Raw genomic sequence first — 16,644 nt, 5'->3', positions numbered from 1 at the left:
CCTGGTGAGCGCCTGTTCCGGAGTGAGTGTCTGTGCGCTTCTGCTAAACATTTCGGTCTAGTTGTACTTGATTCTCGGGTCTATGTATGCGTACAGGAGGTCGACAGCGAGCGCAGTGAGCACATAGATGAACGTCACCAGCAGGATCACTCCCTGCAGCACTGGATAGTCGGACTTGTTGACAGCCTGTATGGCGAGCAGGCCAAGTCCCGGCCATGCGAACACAGATTCAGTCACTACTGTACCCGTTATCAGACCCGCAAAAAGGAGACCGGCGGCAGTGATGGGCGCGATCAGTGCGTTGCGGAAGGCATGCTTCCAAACTACCTGCACCGATGACATTCCCTTTGCTTTGGCCAACTTCACGTACTCTGAGTCGAGAACTTCCAACATGGAAGAGCGCATCAAGCGCAAAATGCCTCCGGCCGCACCCCATCCGAGCGCCATAGCCGGGAGCACAATGCTGTCCCAGTCCACCTTGCGAGACGTCGGAAACCAACCTAACTCGACGGCGAATACAACAATGAAAATAAGTCCTACCCAGAACGACGGGGCGGAGTGTCCGAATATCGCAAAGCTGCGGGCTCCGTAGTCCCACACGCTACCCCTCGTGACCGCCGCTAGCACACCCAGGGGGATGCCCAGGATGAGGGCGACTGCAAAGGCGGCCATTGCAAGTTGAACGGTGTTGGGAATCCTGCGCCAGAGAAGAGTGGCCACGGAGGTACCGTCCTGCAGCAGTGAATCCCCGAGGTCACCCTTCATTACCTTTCCGATATAGACCACATACTGGACCGCAATAGGCTTATCGAGGCCCATCTCGCGACCCCAAGCCTCGTACTGCTCGTTCGTGGTGTAGTCCGAGAGCATCACAGCTCGAGGGTCACCCTGCAGGCGCGCCAGCATGAATACCAACATGCTGACCGCCAGCAGGGTGACCAGGGACATCCCTGCCCTTCTAACCAGGAAGGCTTTCATTGAGGGGTCCTAGGGCTTCTGGATCCTGTCAAAGGCGGCAAGTCCACCCATACCGAACGGGATCTCCCACTCTCCGATCTTCTCAGTGTTAACACCGATGAGTCCGAATGTCTCGACAACCCCGATAATCTGCTGGTTGTGGTGCCACCAGTCCCAGTGGACGTCTCGGAACTCGTCCAGGCACTCGGTGTTCTTGCAAGCGTCGATCTTGGCCAGGATCTCAAGCTGCTCGCGGATTTCGAAACCGGGGTTGAACGTGCGAACAGAGTTGCGGCGCAGCAACGCGATCTCGGGGTTCAGACCTAGACCCTCGCCCCCGGTGCGGAACCACCAGTTGCCGCACTCACGAGCGACGACACACGGTCGGTTCGCCGAGTAGGCCATCGTCACGACGTTGACATCGATCCCGATGTCGGTAATCCCCTTCGCGATCGCCTCGCACATCTCAACCATGAGCGGGTGACCGGTCGTGCAGCGCATCTCCATTTCGAACCCGTCAGGGTAACCCGCTTCAACCAGATACTGCCTGGCCATGTCGGGGTCGTATGGGACGGCCCACTTGTCCAGGTAGTACTTGTCATAGGTCACACCCACCATTTCGGCTGGTCCAGGCTGCCGTCCGAACCCGCCCAGGATGTTGTCAACGATTCCCTGCCGGTCGATTGACATCGAAACGGCCCAGCGTACCTTCCTGGCGTTCTCCTGCTCCTCGGGGCTCTCGCAATCACCGACCCAGGGTTTGGTGGGATCATAGCCGGGCCTCGGATACGGGTCGACCGGCACAGTACCGTCGAGAGACACCTTCATGCAGAAGCGGCCCTGTGCATAGAGGCGCTGGTAGCCGCCACCTCGCTGCCGCCGCAGTTCCACTTTCGAGCCTTCGAAGCGCTCCGCCTGCGTTACTGGAACAATGGCTGCATCAATCTCTCCAACAAGCAGCGCGGCTACCTGTGTAGCTGACTCCTGAATCTCCACCATCGTCACATTCGCGTAGTTGGAGTCGTTCCTCCAGTGACCGGGCACAGCTTCAAGCTCCGCGCGGTCGCCCGAATCGAATCTCGTGTACTTGAAGGGTCCGGTCCCTCCGGTGAGGTTGGTGTGGGCTTCCTCTTCACCCAGTTCGTCCACACGCCTCTTGCTAGCGAATGGGACGCTGCCACAACCTGCGCTGGGTATGTTGGTGTCCAGGAAGAAGATGTTGGGCTTAGTCAAGTGCATGGACACGGTGTAGTCATCAGGGACTTCAATCCGGTCTATGTGGTCTCGACCCAGGAAGATTGGGAATACGGAGTCCTGCTCCATTGTGGTCTCCCAGGCCCACTTCCAGTCGTGGCCTGTCACCTCTCCCCAGCCGTCATGGTACTGGACACCTCTTCTGATGTCGAAGGTCAACTGGAGGAGGTCGTCGCTGAACTCCCAACCAGTCGCGAGGCCAGGCTCGTAAGCGACCTCTTCAGCGCTCCAGAATATGGCGCCTTCGTCTACGCCCCAACGGATGTTATTGTCGTGGTCCGTGCAGCCGGTCTTCTTGGGGACCCTCGCTGGGAAGTCGATATCCTCGTCCGCAAAGACGAGGGAGCCCTCGGGTCCCATGGTAGCCATGGCAGCCGCAGGGGTGGGGACGGCTCTCTTTGGGATCGCACCTGGTTGGATAAATTCCGGAGTCGCTGCAGGGGCAGCTGTCGCGGCGGGCATGGCAGCGGCTGGCTGCGCTGGCTGCACTGGGGAGGCAGGTGAAGTCTGAGCACCTGCGGCTGCAGGCTGTGCTGGTGCTGCGGCCGCGGGCTGCGCTGGCTGCTGAGGAGCCGAAGGTGATTCCGCTGCTCCACAGGCGGCGACCGACAGCATTATCGCGGCTGTCACTCCCAAAAGTGCCAAGGTCTTCAAGCATAGTCGGGCTGACTGCATCGGCTACCTCTCTGCTGGAGATCTCAATGAGTATCGGCTTACGTTACTTCTTGGTGTTGCGAAATCCTCCGGGGTTTGTCTTATGTTGCCGAACTATATGAACATTCCTTGGGTCTGTCAAATGTTTCATGAAACATCTGACCGGTGCATAAAGAGAGCCGTGAACTGAAGCCTACTGGAATGCCCTCTTGAGCTTTACACAGGTGCGGCGTGGCCGTCGGTTCTGGGGTCGGAGCCTGCGGTCCGGATGCCGGTGGCGGGGTCGATTACTATCAGCTTCGCGGAACCGCCGAAGGCGCGGCCCTGATTGACCTCAACAGTGTGGCCCCTGGCCTCCAACTCGTCGATGTCGGCCTGCTCCATTCCCTCTTCCAGCTCGATCACGAACGGCTTGTCTACGTCGTGAGGGTCGGTGCTGGGGAATGAGGCCCACCTGGGGGCCTCCACAGCTTCCTGCGCCGACATGCCATGGTCGAGCACATTGGTGATGACCTGCGCATTCCACGCAATCTGCCTGTCGCCACCAGGCGTCCCTCCCACGAGGTAGGGCCTGTCGTCGCGCATGACCATGTACGCGTTCAGCGTGTGCATGGTGCGCTTGCCGCCTTCGATGACGTTGGGGTGTCCATCCACAAGGCTGAAACCACGACCAATTCGGTTGTTCAGCAGGACGCCGGTGTTACCTGCGACGAAGCCGCTTCCGAATCCCATAGACAGGCTGTGAATGAATGAGAGAGCGTTGCCCTCTGCGTCCACGACGCAGAAGTAGCTGGTATTGCCGTCGCCAGGTATCGGCGTGGCGATTGGGCCAGCTTCGTACGAGCCTGATTGTGAAGTTATCAGCTGCCTGCGCTGGGTGGCGAACCTCTTCGAGATGAGTTCGTCCACGGGCGTTGATACGAACTCTGGATCGCCCGCGTAGCGATTGCGGTCAGCGAAGGCCAGCTTTTTCGCCTCGACCATAGTGTGCACCGCCTCGGCGTTATAGAAACCGAGACTTGAGACGTCGTAACCCTCCAGGATGTTGAGCATTTCCAGCAGCACGAGGCCCTGAGATGGCGGGGCCGTCTCGTAAACAGTGTTGCCGCGATATGTCGTGGAGATAGGCGGCTCGTACCAGATATTCTGGTGATCGGCTATCTCCTCGGCGGTGTACAGTCCACCGGCGGCCTGGATGGCGCGCGCCATTTCTCTACCGATATCGCCCTTGTAGAAAGCCTCAGCACCGCCAGAAGCGACGGTACGCAGGGTCTTGGCGAGGTTCTTCTGCACGAGTAACTGACCTGCCAGCAGGGGGCTGCCGTCATTCGTGAAGATGTCCCTTGAGTCTGGGAACTGAGCCAGCTTGGCGTTCAGGACGTCGAAGCCACCGCCAAGCTGGTCACTGATGGGAAAGCCCTCCTCGGCATAACCGATGGCTGGTCCCAGCAACTGTGCCAGTGATCGTGAGCCATGACGCTCGACGATCTCCTCCCATGCGAGAACTTCCCCCGGGATCGCTGCCGCAAGAGGACCTTGAAGAGGCATGAAGTTGTGACCGCGTTCGACGAAGAAGTCGCGATTGGCCGCCAGGGGTGCGCGTCCGCTCCCTGTCAGACCGTGGACCTTGCCCGTTTTCGCATCATGCATGATGACGAACGGCTCGCCGCCCACTCCACATGCCGGTGGTACGGTGACCGCTTCTACAGCGGCCACGGCCACGGCGGCGTCGAATGCGTTTCCGCCATCTGCCAAGACCTTTGCTCCGGCTGAGGCTGCGAACGGCGAAATCGAAACCACCACGCCACCGCTGGAATACACCGTGCTTCTGCCAGTATCGATCTGTGGTCTTGATGGTGCTGCAGTAGCCACATTCGCCTCCCCTGAACCGGATTCGAGCCTGGGCCAATCCTATCACAGAGAGAATCACTCAATGGGTTACTAAACTTCCATTGAGTAAGTGCAAACCCTTATGCTGATTTCGGTCCAGTTTGAAGCTGGACTCATCAGAAATTGAACGGGGCAGAACCTCACAGTCTGCCTCCTGTAACCAAGCCAGCCTTAAGCTGGTCGATGAACCAGAGGTATCAGTTGAACGCACCCACACTTCATGACGTTATCCAGGCCAAAGGGCGCATAGAAGGTTACGTAACCCGGACTCCGCTCCACCGCTATATCGGACTTGAGAAGCTGATCGGCGCGGAGGAGGTCCATGTCAAGCATGAGAACCACCAGCGTCTGGGCGCATTCAAGATGCGAGGCGGGATCAACCTGCTGTCTCAGCTCTCTGAGTCCGAGTTGGAACGCGGGGTCGCGACGGCATCCAGCGGCAACCACGGCCAGTCAATCGCATATGCTGCGAGCGTGTTCGGTTCGAAGGCGTACGTAGCCGTCCCAATGAACGCCAACCCCGGAAAGGTCGCCTCGATGCGCAATCTAGGCGCCAAGGTGATCCATCATGGTGAATACTTCGACGAATCACGGGAGTACATCGAGCGTCTGTCGAAAGAAGAGGGATACCGCTACGTCCACGCCGTCAATGAGCCAAACCTGATCGCTGGTGTGGGCACGTATAGCCTGGAGATCCTGGAAGACCTGCCAGACGTGGACGTCATCGTCGTCCCGGTTGGCGGTGGCAGTGGTGCGAGCGGCGTTTGCATCGTTGCGAAGTCGATAAATCCTGACATACAGGTAATCGGCGTTCAGGCCGAGCAGGCGCCCGCCGTGTACCTGTCGTGGAGAGAGGGGCACATAGTCGAAGCTCCCATGAGGTCATCAGCCGAGGGACTGGCCACGGGTACCGGGTACGAACTCCCCCTCAGCATTCTGCGTGAACATCTGGACGACTTCATCCTTGTGACAGAAGACGAGATGAACCAGGCGATCGTCACGCACCTCGAGCAGACTCACAACCTGGTGGAACATGCTGGCGCCGCGTCACTCGCGGGAGCGATCAAGATAAAGGACCGCCTCGAGGGCAAGAAGGTCGCGATTGTCCTGAGCGGAGGAAACCTCTCAATGGAACATCTCAAGATCGCCCTGAAGGGAATCTAGTCATGACCAACCAGCCGATCACAGACGAGTCACCAGCATCTGCGCTCTTTCCCGAGTACGACGCTCTCTACGAGCTGATCGCAAACGAGGTCGAAAGTCTGACCGATGAGCAGCTCAACTGGACATCCGACGACTACGGCTGGGCAGAGTGGAGCATCCGTGTACAGCTAAGTCACATGGCATCCCTGATATACCGGTGGCTGATTCTTCGCTGGGGAGACGTGACTTTCCCTGATGGCGAACACGGAGTCGAGGACGTCGACGGGCTGGCAGCTTCTCCTTTCGACCGGCGTATGGACGAAACGAAGTATTACGACCTGCCGGTCATCCTCAGCAAGCTGCAAGAGGGAATCGACCTGACTCGCCGGGTGCTCAGCGAGCGCAACGTCGGCTTCCTCAGGGCACACTCAGTCACTGTGACACTCAACGAAAGTTGGGGGCTGATGATCAAGGCTCATCCAACTGCCGTCACTCCCACGGAGGATCCCAGCACGGTGAACATGCAGATGGAAGGATCGATTCGTCACGTCTACTTCGAGGAGATCACCCACCTGTTCAATATCCAGCGACTCAAGAGGGCCCAGGGACTGTCGACTGTTTCTGATCTGCCCAGGGTGGGTTACTGGGTACTCGACGGCTGGGACGTCAGCGAGGCGGACTAACTCCGTCCAGACACTCAAGTCGTAGGGCGCGTCATACGAGCACGCACATCGGCTGGGACTTCCCGCACTCTCTCCCGCGCAGGCGAGTCGTGGCGTTTCGAGACGCTGACCGCGGCCTCAGCAAGCAACTCGACGCCACCAAGGAAGTCCTCCACGCGAATGAACTCAGCACCTATGCCTGAGTTGGGATCTCGAATTCCCGTTGTAGCGTTGTGGTAGTTTCCAAGCGGGAACGCCATCCCCGTAGCCCGGTAGCCCCAGACCGCGAAGGCGGTCCCTTCACACACTCCACCACTCATAAGCTGGCGCTGGGACTTGAAGTCGGGATTCCTGGCGCGGATAGACTCGCGGGCGACAATCATCACCTGCTCTGCATCCGCGTCGAACGTGAAGAGTGCATCACCCGTGCGAATAACAGGACCTCCGCCCTGCTCTATTCCTGGGATCAGCGGGCTGGACTCAATGGATACCACAAAGGTCTCCATTGGGAGAGTCCGCGCCTCTGCCATCAACCGCGCGCCGAACAGTCCACCTTCTTCTGCTCGGGTGAATACGCCATACACGCTGGCCTCGGCGCCGACCGCGACAAGTCGTTCGATCGCGGAAAGCGCCGCGGCACATCCGGCGAGGTCGTCAGCGGCCCGCATCCTGATGAAGTTGCCGTCCAATTCGAAGTCCGGCAGATCGAAGACCACTGGAACCGGGGGAACGATCTCAACGGCCTCGTCGAGGTCGAAACGGACTCTCCTGGACTCTACGTCTAGTTCAGCCGTTCGTCCTCGTACTCTCCGGCCATCCGGCATCAGCGCAAGTACCTCTGCCGGGTTTGAAAGGGAGACCTCCGGGACTCCACCTAGCGCGACACCGACCGGGCCAACTTCGTCCACCCCGTCAACTTCGAAACCCGGATGGTCCATGTGTGCGACGAAGGCGATCGGAGGGTCATCTGCATCGGAGTTAGAGTAGTGGACGATGACGTTGCCGAACTCGTCCCTGAGTGGGGACAAGCCGAGATCTGCTAGCCGACTAAAGATGTATGTCGCGACTGGCTCCTCGTGAAATGGCGCAGCAGGACGTTCTCCGAGGTCTTTCAGAATATCCAGGGCGCTCTGGTCTTTGCTGTTCATTGATTACTCCACTGTGATTTTCAATCCGCTAGAGTCTACACCGGATCGTTTAGAAGCAAGGCATCTGATAACATTCAGGCAGCAATTCGGGAGAGTTGGTCAGCGCAGGGCGACTCTCACCGAGAAACCGCAGTCACGACATGGAGATGCGAGATGCAGGTCGGATTCTTCACTATGCCGCTGCACCCTCCGGGGTCTGACATCACGCAGACCCTTGAGGACGACCTCCACCAGATCGAGGTCCTCGACAGCCTGGGCTATTCAGAGGCGTGGATTGGCGAGCACTTCACGACAGTGTGGGAGAACATCCCGGCCCCTGACATGTTCATCGCCAATGCGCTGGCGCGCACGAGTAACATCAAGCTCGGGACCGGCGTGACCTGTATGCCCAACCACAACCCGTTCATGATTGCACACCGGATTGCCCAGCTAGACCACATGGCCAAGGGGCGGTTCCAGTGGGGAGTCGGGTCCGGTGGATTCCCTGGTGACTTCGAGGTGTTCGGTTTCGACCCTCGCGGTGATGGGCACAGGAGGATGACGCGCGACTCCATCGACTTAATCCTGGAAATCTGGAATGACCCAAAGCCCGGCACCTATGAGAACGAGTTCTGGAAGTTCACCATCCCGGAACCTGTGGATGACTTCGGTCTACGTTTTCACGTTACTCCCTACCAGAAGCCTCACCCTCCTATCGGAGTCGCCGGCGTGTCACCCAACTCGGATACGCTGATACTGGCTGGCGAACGGGGATGGATTCCCATGAGCATCAACCTCGTGCCGTCGCGAATTCTCAGTACCCACTGGGACGCGGTTGAAAAGGGGGCCGAAAACACGGGGCAGACTCCTAACCGGGCAGACTGGCGGATCGCGAGAGAGATCTACGTGGCCGAGACGTCCGAACAAGCCCGTGAGGAGGCATTGAACGGTGTGCTCAGGCGCGACTTCGAGCAGTACTTCCTGAAGCTCATGCCTAAATTGGGGATGACGGACCTGTTCAAGGTCGATCCTGACATGCCTGACTCGGACGTCGACGCAGAATACCTCATAGACAATGTGTTCGTCGTTGGAAGCCCAGACGAAGTGACTGAGAAATTGGGCACGCTCTACGACGACGTGGGAGGTTTCGGCGTACTGCTTGCGATGGGCCACGAATGGCAGCCATACGATAGCTGGGTGCGCTCCATGGAGCTCCTGGTCAAGGAGGTAGTTCCCAGGCTGCCGACCCCGGCATAACGTCGAGTCAAGTTCCGTTTCGCCACTAATGCACTCCGGCGAGCGCCTCGGAACCAGTCAGCCGCCCAGGGAATAGCTCCTATGCAGCCAGGGGAAATCATCCTAGTCCAGCTAGACGCCGGTCCGCGCCTGGTCCGGGTTATCGAACCGGTTGGAAATCGCCTCCGACTTGCCATTGGCCGCAACCGGGAGGCCAGACTTAGTCAGTCGCGAGTAATCTACGAGACAGGGGTAACGGCGGCTGGGTTTGAGGCAGTAGAGGACTTCGGACTTCAGTCGGAGTCGGCACTCAGTGACCTTGACCTGGGGGAAGTCTGGGACGTTGTCTGCGACGACGGCGATGCCCTGACGCTTTCCGATATCGGAGAGCTCTACCTCGGCCAAGAGCCTTCAGCGCAGCAGTCGGTCGCGATTCTTCTCTACGTTCTCGACGACGACCTGCTGTTCGTCCGTGACGGCACTCACTTCATTCCCAGGGACCGAGAAACCGTCGAGGCAATGACCGATCGAAGGCAGCGGCAGCAGCAACGTACGGCAGACGCTGACGAGTTGACAGGCGCGTTCCGGGACGGTCACTTACCGGAGTCACTGACTGAATTTCAGTCCCAAGTCCTCGGACAGATCAGGGACTTCGTTCTGCACGGGGACGACTACTCGAGGGCTGGTTTCGTTAAGCGATTCCTTGAGAACGCAGGAGTGCGCGGTCGCGACCTTCAGCGCGCGGCATTCGATAAGCTTGTTGCACTTGAGGTCGTGGATGCCGACGAGCACCTGGACCTGGGTCGGAACGACATCCCAACCGAGTTTGCTGAACAGGCACTCGAGGAGGCAGGACGTACTGACCAGGCCCAGCTGCTGGCAGACCGTGACCGGAGCGACTTAACGGGCCTGCTGACGATCACGATTGACGACGCAGACACGCGAGACAGGGACGACGCTCTCTCTGTTGAGACTATTGAAACAGGCCTGTACCGAATCGGCATTCACATCACGGACGCGGGCGCCCTTATCGATGCGGGGTCAGCCCTCGATGTCGAGGCAGATCGCAGGATGTCGTCGCTGTACCTACCCGAGCAGACCATCAGCATGCTGCCCGCTGCAGTGTCCGCAGGCTCGGGAAGTCTAAACCCCGGAGAGTCAAGAGCCGCGGTCAGTGTTCTGGTCGACATGACTGAAGACGGGGACGTGAACACCTGGAATGTTGTGAAATCAGTCATTCGCAGCGACCATGCGCTGTCATACCAGGAAGCCGACTCCGCTATTCAAGACTCATCTCACCCGCTTCACGCTGAACTGCACACCCTGCACCGGCTGGCGAGATCACTGAGGGCTGCGCGAGACGCCGGCGGTGCGTTGAGCCTGGACAGAGACGAGCTATCGGTGAAGGTGAATAGTTGCGGTACAATCAGCGTACGAGTGGTGCCCCGGCTCGCGCCCGCTCGCGGCCTGATCGAGGAGTGCATGGTCCTGTGCAACTCACTGCTCGCACGGTATTGCGTCGAAAACGAGCTGCCCGCACCGTTTCGGTCTCAGGCGCTGCCGGATATGTCCGACATAATCTCTCAGGTTCCAGAGGGGCCACTTCGGGCATTCCTGATGACCAGACGACTGACAGCAGCCACCGTCAGCGTGAAGCCCGGACGACACGGAGGGCTGGGCGTCGACGCGTACACACAGGCGACGTCTCCTCTGAGACGTTATCCGGACCTGCTGGTCCAGCGTCAGATCTCACATCACCTGCGAGAGTCAGGAACACTCTACGATGAGGAGGCGGTTACCTCCGTGGCGCACCGGGCCGACATGCAGATCAGGCAGATCTCCCGGATTGAGAACAACCGGCGCAGTTACTTCTTCCTTAAGTGGCTGGACAGCCGCAGGATGAACACGGTGGCAGAGAACGGAGATGCTGTCCACCAGGCCTTCGTCCTGGAGAACGCTGGCCGTCGCTCCGCTCTCCTGGAACTTTCAGAGTGGCCCTTCCGTACCCTTGCCGCGCTTCCGGGCTCTGTGTCGGCAGGTTCCGAGGTCACACTTCGCCTGCATGGCGTGGACCTCTGGCGGCGTACAGCCCAGTTCACATTTGAAGAGTAAGCAGTCAGTGGCCCCAGTGGCCCTTGAGATCCTCTAACCGAAGATTAGGGCATGAGACTTCGGCTGGGGGGTGCGGTTGGCATCTCCGCCTGACTGCATTATTATCTGTGAGGGTCGCAAGACCGACTTTCGGTATTCGACAATTTGCATTGGGAGGAGAACATGGTTAAGCAGGGTGTGGTTCCAGATGAGCTGACTGGACCATTCTGGGAAGCTGCGAACGAAGGCAGACTGGTAATACAGAATTGCACCGCCTGCGACCGGCTCCAAAACCCTCCACTGCCGGACTGCGGTGGATGCGGCTCGGGTGACAATCTCGAGTGGAAGCAGATGAGCGGTCGGGGCACGATATACAATTACTGTGTCGTGTATGACTGTCCGATCAGGCTTCTTCAGGAGGACCAGCCGTACAACCTGGCTGTCATCACGCTGGAGGAAGATCCTGGCGTCCAGATGTATTCCTCACTGCCAGGCACACCAATCGACGAAGTGCCCGTTGGTGGTGCCGTGAAGGTCATCTTCGAAGCGACCGCCAACGGCCAGAAGGTGCCCGAGTGGCAGGTTGTAGGCTGAACGCGAGCATCTAAGCGTCACTGAAGCCATCTGTCCCACAACACAATCAAGCTGACACTCGAAACCGCAAGGGAGTAATGAGATGACCACGATAGATGCCCCTGAATCTATGTACAGATCAGTCGAGGGACTCGGCGTGTGGGAACACCGAGGAAAGGTTGCGGCAGTCGGCGTCGGCCACTCGCCAACCGCCCGCCGTTGGGACGGCAGGCCAGAAACAACCGTTGGCGCGGGCAGCATCCAGTCGATGCGCCAGGCTATTGAAGACGCCGGTGTCAGCCCTGACCAGGTAGATGGACTCGTTATAGTCCCTGTCACTACGACTGGAGCTCCCTGGCCGGAAGGTACGCCCTTGCCCATGGATGTGGTCAACGCCTTTAACCAGACGGACGACCCGCTAGACGGCATCGGTCAGCTCAGCGCCGACTGGCTTGAGGAGAACATGCCGGAACTGACTAACGTCAAGTTCAAAATGCACGCGCCGGGCTGTATGTCGGCTGCCATCACTGTGGCCGCTCAGGCAATCGGTGACGGCCTCGCCAACACGTGCCTGGTGGTGAAGGGCTGGCATAACTACGAGGGCCGATATAACCACGGCGGCATCAGTGCGGCCGACGAAGTACCCGGCAACTATGCTCTTGGCGTTGGCCGGTCCCTGTGGGGACCTCCTGGCTGCTACGGCACTGCCCTGCAGTTCGCCCAGTACTGCACGAAGTATGGTAAACATCATGACATGATGGCCCCCTTCATGGAGAATTCCAGGCGCAACGGGCTGATGTTCCCCGAGGGATACTGGGCCCAGCACAGGCCAGAGGAACTTCCTGCGGAGGACTACCTGACTTCGCGCTGGATAGCGAAGCCTGCGAACCTGTTCGACAACGACATTCCCATCATGTGCACGGCTGCCTACCTGTTCACGACGGCAGAACGGGCCCAGGACATGAAGCAGAAGCCCGTGTACATACTTGGACACGCCTCCAGCCGCGGCAGGCCGAGAAGTCTCACGCCGACCCTGGAAGAGGTCGAAGCGGAAACCGCCAGCACGGGTCGGAAGATTTACGAGAGCGCGGGAATCACCGCCGACGATCTCTCCTTCGAGAACATGTACGACGGCTTTGCCCAGTTCCACCAGTTCCACGTTGAAGGTCTTGGTTACCGAGGAATGGGATTCGGAGACGCCCTGGACTTCTACCAGACCGACATATCGATCGAGGGGCCAAATCCGATTCTGCCCAGCGGAGGCAACATAGGCAGCGGACGCAGCCGGTTCTGGATGCACACAGACTCCATCCAGCAGCTGCAGGGACGCGCCGGAGCGCGGCAGGTCACGGGTGTCAAGCCAGAGGTGACAGTCTCCGGAGGCCCCATGCCACTCGGAGGCAACTTCACCGTCTGGAGCGCTACTCCTGACTAGCTAAGAAACATCTTTCAGTTTAGTTCAACAAGTACCGAGCCTTGACAAGTGATGCGAAGTCCCACACCGCGAACCAACAGGTTCTCAGTGGCGCTACGCACTGTGGGTAAGAAGAGGAACACATTTGGCGATACTGATCAGCTTTGACATCGACGGGACCATGGAGGTAGGCGACCCTCCCGGACCCTTGACTATGGAAATGGCGCGAATCGCCCAGAATAAAGGATTCCTCATTGGGAGCTGTTCAGATCGGCCACCAAGTGCCCAGAGGGCAATCTGGGAACAGGCGAACATCGCTGCAGACTTCGTCATCCCCAAGCACATGCTGGCAGACGTCAAAGCGAAATTCGATGCGGAGAGGTACTTTCACATCGGTGATCGAGAAGACCTCGACAGGCAGAATGCTCTCCGGGCAGGGTTCGAGTTTCTTTGGCCAGACGAGGCCGCAGAAAGGCCTTGGTTCTCCCCAGACGAGTAGGCCACAGGCTAAGATAATTGCAGATAATACTCGCATAAAGCGAGCGTGTCGCTCAGAATTGCTTCGAGTTATGGGGGTCGGACTCTCTTTAGATCTCCCTAGAGGCCGACTCGGCAGATACCGCCATTTCAGGAGTAGCAACCATGGCTGAACCTAACGGAGTTCAGGGCGATGGTACCCAGAACCAGGGATCGAACCTGTTGCAGCGAGCTGGCGGACACTTTCAAGGAAAGACAGTTTCCGGGTTGCTGGAACTCCTGCCGATCCTAGTCCCAATCGTGGTCATCGTGTATGTCGTGAATCTGGCTGACTCCGCGATCATACCGATGCTGAACACGATAACAAGGGAGCTGTCAGGCGGGACAAGAGACTTTCCCAACTTTTGGGGTACAGGGCTGATAGTTGCGATCGTGCTCTTCTATCTCGTAGGTCTCATGACATCCACGAGGGCCGGTAAGGCAGTTATGGGATTTGTGACGGACGTGATGGGCAGCATCCCTGTTGTCAAAGGGATACTCGGGGTGACACGCCAGGCAACCACGGTAATGACCTCCCAGTTCAATTTCAGCCGCGTCGTTTTCCTCGAGTGGCCCAGGGAGGGAATGATTGCATTGGGATTCGTAACCGCCCGGATCCTAAAGGCCGATTCGGAGCTATCTCTCGCAATCGTCTACATACCAACAGTCCCCAACCCAACGTCCGGAAACATGGCAGTGGTCTCTGAGGACGAGTTGTTCGAAACTGACATCACCGTGGAGGACGCGATGAAGCTGGTGTTCTCCGGAGGTATCGTACCACCAGACTCAATCTCACTGGGGCGCATTCCCCTGGAGTACCGCGTCAACTCCGAGATTGTCGGGCGGTTTGATACCGATCGCTAGCTGCTATTAGACTCCGACCAAGTCTGACTCAGCCTCCTCGATCACCGGCTGCGTGATCGGGATCAAAATGGTCATCTCAGTAAACTCCCCGGGCTCAGTTTCTACGCTGATCGACCCACCGTGCTGTCGAATTATGTCGGCGCAGAGCGCGAGGCCGAGACCTGTACCCTGATTGGGATCTTTCGTCGTGAAGAACGGGTTGAAAATGCTGTCGATCACTTCGGAGGGAATGCCAGTCCCGTTGTCTTTAACACGAATCTCGACCTCTTCATCGAGCCTCTTGGTCGCAAGATATACGGTCGGCATGTAGGACTCTGCATCGAAGGACTCGTCTCCGATTTCCATACGCCTCTCGTTTGTAGCAAAGCCAGCATTGGTGACCATGTTGATGATGACTCGGCCCATATCCTGGGGAATGACTTCAACCCGTCCAGCTTCAGGGTCGAAGTCTGTGACCAGATCGAGTTGGAAATCGGAATTTGTTGCCCTTGCACTGTGGAACGAGAGCCGTGCGTTCTCTTCAACAAGACTATTGATATCAGTAAGCTGAGGCTCAGAAGCGCCCCTGCTCATCAGGAGCATGTCCCGGACAATTCGCTCAGCGCGATTCGTGTTGCTCTGGATTCGGTTGAGGCTGTCTTTCAACTCCCCTGAGATCTCCATTACGAGGTCTCGCTGGGTTTCCTCCATCTCCTCTGCCGCCTCATCGATGACTTCCGTCAACTCTTCGAGAATCTCTTCAGATCCCTCAGCGAAGTTCTTAATGAAGTTCAACGGATTTCTAATTTCGTGGGCTACGCCTGCGGTCAACTCACCGATTGCCGCCAGCTTGTCGCGCTCCACTATCTGATTCTGGGCTCTCTGGAGGTCATCCAGAGCGCTGTCGCGCTGCCCGACGGTCTCCGTCAGTTCTTCGTTAGTCTGCTCCAACTGGTCGTTGAGCCTTCTGACTTCGTCGAGTTCAATGGCATCGAGAGAGGCCTTACGGAACACCTCGAGAGCGTTTGCCATCTCAGACACCTCGTCACGTCCACTCGTGTCCACCTCAACATCAAGGTCTCCATCGGCCATCTGCCGCATGGAGCCGAGCAGGATCTGAAGCCGGCTCAACAGGATTCTCCCAATGAAAAGCCAGGCAATCAGGGCGGCTCCACCTACGCTGACAACGCTGAGTGCGGCGAGGATTATCTTGCCTGCGAAGACGGCCTGATCAGATGCAACTGCAGCATCCTCAACGCTTGCGTTAGCTAGGCCAACAAAGCCGTCTACTTCTTTAAGGAGCTCGACCGCTATACTTCGGTTTTGGGCCAGCAACTCACCGCGGCGTTCCAGTACTCGAAAGTGGCGGTCCAGCAGTTCGAGGGACCCTTGCGATCCCAAGCCAAGTTCAGACAACTCGCCAATGAGCGGTTCAATCTCCTCTCCCAGGTCCAGTCCTCGGATAGCCTCAAGGTTATGGTTCATGCGGCTTATGGCTGACTCAAAACTCTCGCGCAGTGGTTCGAGCGTTGACGGGTCTGATACGCCAAATCCACTTTCCAGAGTCTGCCGGGCATAGTCAGTGTCGGCAACCAGGGCAGCCAGGTGCCGGTACTGAGACAGTTCGCTCTCATTGAGGCGGCCTACCGCAGCCACTGGCGGTTCATCGGGGTCGCGATACCCCGTCATCATGTAGAACCACTGGTCGTCAGCGGCCGGAGCCAGAATTGACCTGAGTTGACGGTCCACATCAGCAATATCGGCCCTGAGTTGCTCCAGCAGAACGTCTCTCAAGAAAGATTCGACCATGCCCGTTTGGATTTCGTAGTTATTGGACGTCAGTTCGTCCAGGTACGACCTCATACGGTTAAAGCGTGCTTCACTGGTGTGCTGACCCTGCAGCAGGGCAAGCTGACCTACAAGCGCAACGTTTGCAGCGGAGATGTCGGCCGCAACAGCCTGAAAGTCTGTCGTGTTGGTAGTTGCTGCGAGTCGTGGGCCGGCGTCTACTAGTTCATTGGCTAACTGAGCGATCCCGAACGCGGCAGTCATCTCAGGAACGCTGCCCTCGTTAACGCGTGCCTGCTGGATACCCACTCTGTCAAAGGAAAACCAGCCGACAAGGCTAGCGGCAATCGTCAGGAGTACCGCGCCGCCAAAGGCAAGGTAGATCTGTGTTGAGATCCGATGTCGGCTTTCCAGAAGGAGTTTGAATAGTCGTTGAAACTCAGCCGCGGGGCCCATACCAGACCGAGACCGATCACCTGCAGAGGTTCTTTCGCGA

13 protein-coding genes are annotated in these 16,644 nt (G+C 58.2%); 8 read left to right on the top strand and 5 right to left on the bottom strand.

Annotation, left to right across the window (positions count from 1 at the left end):
• Positions 1 to 57: 57 nt before the first annotated feature.
• From J4G14_02755 to ggt, 3 genes are all read right to left on the bottom strand, one after another.
• Positions 58 to 978 carry an ABC transporter permease gene (locus J4G14_02755; protein ID MCE2456720.1) on the bottom strand — a complete coding sequence of 307 codons (921 nt, stop codon included), beginning with the start codon at positions 976 to 978 and terminating at the stop codon, positions 58 to 60.
• A gap of 9 nt (positions 979 to 987) precedes the next feature.
• Positions 988 to 2,580, bottom strand: coding sequence for an ABC transporter substrate-binding protein (locus J4G14_02750; GenBank protein ID MCE2456719.1), 1,593 nt, complete (start codon positions 2,578 to 2,580; stop codon positions 988 to 990).
• 501 nt (positions 2,581 to 3,081) lie between these two features.
• Positions 3,082 to 4,737, bottom strand: a complete 1,656-nt coding sequence (ggt, locus tag J4G14_02745) for a gamma-glutamyltransferase (protein MCE2456718.1) — start codon at positions 4,735 to 4,737, stop codon at positions 3,082 to 3,084.
• A 201-nt stretch (positions 4,738 to 4,938) separates the two neighbouring features.
• Between ggt and J4G14_02740 the strand changes: the two genes are divergently transcribed.
• Positions 4,939 to 5,919, top strand: a complete 981-nt coding sequence (locus J4G14_02740; protein MCE2456717.1) for a threonine/serine dehydratase — start codon at positions 4,939 to 4,941, stop codon at positions 5,917 to 5,919.
• Positions 5,920 to 5,921: 2 nt separating this feature from the next.
• The gene (locus J4G14_02735; protein ID MCE2456716.1) at positions 5,922 to 6,581 is read left to right on the top strand and encodes a hypothetical protein; all 660 of its coding nucleotides are present in this window, start codon (positions 5,922 to 5,924) and stop codon (positions 6,579 to 6,581) included.
• Positions 6,582 to 6,595: 14 nt separating this feature from the next.
• On the opposite strand, the gene J4G14_02730 is transcribed toward J4G14_02735, so the two are convergent.
• Positions 6,596 to 7,708: a M20/M25/M40 family metallo-hydrolase gene (locus J4G14_02730; GenBank protein ID MCE2456715.1), complete on the bottom strand. Its 1,113-nt coding sequence runs from the start codon at positions 7,706 to 7,708 to the stop codon at positions 6,596 to 6,598.
• Between the two features lie 153 nt (positions 7,709 to 7,861).
• Between J4G14_02730 and J4G14_02725 the strand changes: the two genes are divergently transcribed.
• The 6 genes from J4G14_02725 (at position 7,862) to J4G14_02700 (ending at position 14,381) form a co-directional block, all read left to right on the top strand.
• Positions 7,862 to 8,944, top strand: a complete 1,083-nt coding sequence (locus J4G14_02725; GenBank protein ID MCE2456714.1) for an LLM class flavin-dependent oxidoreductase — start codon at positions 7,862 to 7,864, stop codon at positions 8,942 to 8,944.
• An 81-nt stretch (positions 8,945 to 9,025) separates the two neighbouring features.
• Entirely contained in the window at positions 9,026 to 11,035 is a 2,010-nt protein-coding gene (locus J4G14_02720; protein MCE2456713.1) for an RNB domain-containing ribonuclease, read from the top strand.
• A gap of 162 nt (positions 11,036 to 11,197) precedes the next feature.
• Positions 11,198 to 11,608 carry an OB-fold domain-containing protein gene (locus tag J4G14_02715; GenBank protein MCE2456712.1) on the top strand — a complete coding sequence of 137 codons (411 nt, stop codon included), beginning with the start codon at positions 11,198 to 11,200 and terminating at the stop codon, positions 11,606 to 11,608.
• A gap of 82 nt (positions 11,609 to 11,690) precedes the next feature.
• A complete protein-coding gene (locus tag J4G14_02710) occupies positions 11,691 to 13,022 on the top strand; it encodes a hypothetical protein (GenBank protein ID MCE2456711.1) in 1,332 nt (443 codons plus the stop codon).
• Positions 13,023 to 13,146: 124 nt separating this feature from the next.
• Positions 13,147 to 13,500: an HAD family hydrolase gene (locus tag J4G14_02705; protein MCE2456710.1), complete on the top strand. Its 354-nt coding sequence runs from the start codon at positions 13,147 to 13,149 to the stop codon at positions 13,498 to 13,500.
• 143 nt (positions 13,501 to 13,643) lie between these two features.
• Positions 13,644 to 14,381, top strand: coding sequence for a DUF502 domain-containing protein (locus tag J4G14_02700; protein MCE2456709.1), 738 nt, complete (start codon positions 13,644 to 13,646; stop codon positions 14,379 to 14,381).
• A 6-nt stretch (positions 14,382 to 14,387) separates the two neighbouring features.
• Here J4G14_02700 and J4G14_02695 read toward each other — a convergent pair whose 3' ends face one another.
• Positions 14,388 to 16,604 carry a HAMP domain-containing protein gene (locus J4G14_02695; protein ID MCE2456708.1) on the bottom strand — a complete coding sequence of 739 codons (2,217 nt, stop codon included), beginning with the start codon at positions 16,602 to 16,604 and terminating at the stop codon, positions 14,388 to 14,390.
• Positions 16,605 to 16,644 lie beyond the last annotated feature (40 nt).

This window comes from Dehalococcoidia bacterium (assembly GCA_021295915.1).
Classification (GTDB): Bacteria; Chloroflexota; Dehalococcoidia; order Lucifugimonadales; family UBA1123; genus VXRN01.
This window is presented reverse-complemented; position numbering and strand designations above follow the sequence as displayed.